Annotated in this window: 2 protein-coding genes; both read right to left on the bottom strand. The window is 42.6% G+C overall.

Going from position 1 to position 2,138, the window contains the following annotated elements; translation table 11 throughout:
- Positions 1-1,087 (bottom strand): glycosyltransferase family 2 protein (locus F6K38_RS40075; protein ID WP_287360439.1); only part of this gene is annotated, 1,087 nt, incomplete at its 3' end.
- Between the two features lie 10 nt (positions 1,088-1,097).
- Positions 1,098-2,138, bottom strand: a 1,041-nt coding sequence (locus F6K38_RS40070; RefSeq protein WP_287360438.1) for a glycosyltransferase family 4 protein, incomplete at its 5' end; no start/stop codon positions are given.

Below are 2,138 nucleotides of genomic sequence, written 5' to 3'. Positions count from 1 at the left end.
TACAGGTTAAATTTGAACAAAGATAGTCATAAAACTGGGCATAATGTTCTAACCACCAAAAGGCGGACCAGGCAAAAACTATCTTCTTTGCTCCGGCCTCACGTAATCGCTCTAATTCCTGAATGGCGACTTCATCATTTGTAGGATATCCCCAGTATTTTCCTTCTTTCTCAAGAAAAGGGATAGGATGGCGAAAGGAAGTGACTTCCATTCCCCAAATAGCATCATCCACAAGCACAAATGGTTCTCTTTCCGGAATGAGTTCATCGATTTTTTGAACAGCACGATTAAGTCTGTACCACCATGAATTGGCGAGCCAATCACTTAAATCTACAGATATTCCCATATCCTTACAAAACTGGCTTAGAATCGGGAAGTAATGATTACAAAATCTCAGCTGAAATTTAAGTTTTTCATCAAAACTCATGGTTTGCCAATAGTTTTTTACATGTATTCGATAGTAACTTTGGGGACTTTTTATTGTTTTAATAAGACCAAAAAAAGGAGCTGCTTCAAAAAGATAATTGTCGGCTGCCAATCGAAGTTTATCTTGATCCATAGGGAGGATTTTATTCAGAAATGTCCTAGACCAGGCATTACCACTGGTAGGAGGCCAAACATAGTTTGTTGGGCCTTGTTTTATTACGGCTTCACGCAAATTACCCTCTGGCATAGAACTTACTTTATCTGGTTTAGTTCGATTTTGAAGTCTGCCTTGTGCATCAATGATGGATAAGGGCCATTGGACCTTAACTACCTCAGGATCTTCAAAAAAGGGAAGAGCATTCTCGACAGCCGTCGGCAATAGCATATCATCAGCATCTAAAAAAATGATTACGTCTCCACGGCTTTGGGCAAACCCCGAATTGAAAGCAGAAGCTTGCCCTTGATTGTTTTGAAATACTGGAGTGACATACTCTCCGTAAGAAGAAATTATTTCACGAGAGTTATCGGTCGAACCATCATCTACGACTACAACTTCTGTGTTGCCGAAGCTTTGATTCAAGGCACTGTCGATGCACTGTCTCAGAAAGCGACCATAATTATAGTTATTAATAACGATACTTGCCAACAATGGTTTACTCATAGTTTTCTTCCTAAACCAGTGATTCATAAAGTGCTAAATAGTCATCTACCATCCGCTTAACGCTAAACCGCTGCATGGCGTGTTCTCTGACAGTACGGCGATCTAGGGACATGGCGCGGGATATTAGGGGGATCAATTCCTCCACTGACTCTGCATAAAAGCCAGTTTTGCCTAAGTCAATCACTTCAGCCACCGAGCCTTTTCGGCAAGCGATCACAGGTGTCCCACAAGCCATCGCTTCAATCATCACTATCCCAAAGGGTTCAGGCCATTGAATAGGGAAAAGAAATGCAGCCGCATTTTTGAGGAGATCCACTTTTTGGTCGTGATTTACGGGACCAAGATAAATAACATTGTCACCATCAATCAAGGGCTTAATGTTATCCACAAAGTATTGATTTTCATCGGCATTCATGGGTTCACCGGCTAGGACGATCGGCAAACCGACTTCTTTAGCAATCTGGATAGCACCCAGCGGATTCTTATTTGACGACATTCGTCCTAAGAAAGCCAGATATTTTCCAGATTGTATCGAGAGTTCAAAACGGTCAAAGTCACAGGCGTTATAGATGACTCGAATATTTTTGCGATTTTCAGGAGGAATGGTTGCTATCTGATCGTAGCTGCGAAATGTAACATTCACATCAGGATAGCGACTTAATACCCATCGATCGTCTACTGTCACTGCGGACCCAACTGAGTAAAGGATTGGGGTTTTAGAAAGCGCCATAAAGGGAATCCAAGCACACCCAAGGTGACAATGAATGAGATCGAAAGAATTCCCCTCTCGAATCGCCGAGCTAAGGCTAGCATTGACGTAATATTCGTATTGATAGGCTTCACCTTTTCCCATTGTATTGACTAAGTTGGATTCACAAATAGGTCGCAGCTTTGCACTGGTTTGAGAATCTCCCGTAGCAAATAGAGTTACGTCGTGACCACGACTCACAAGCTCCTCTGTGAGCAAATGCACTATCAGTTCTGTCCCCCCGTAGGTAGAGGGGGGAACGCTAGTCCACAGCGGTGCAACTTGAGCAATGCGCATAATTTT

This window comes from Moorena sp. SIO3B2, from assembly GCF_010692525.1.
GTDB lineage: Bacteria > Cyanobacteriota > Cyanobacteriia > Cyanobacteriales > Coleofasciculaceae > Moorena > Moorena producens.
This window is presented reverse-complemented; position numbering and strand designations above follow the sequence as displayed.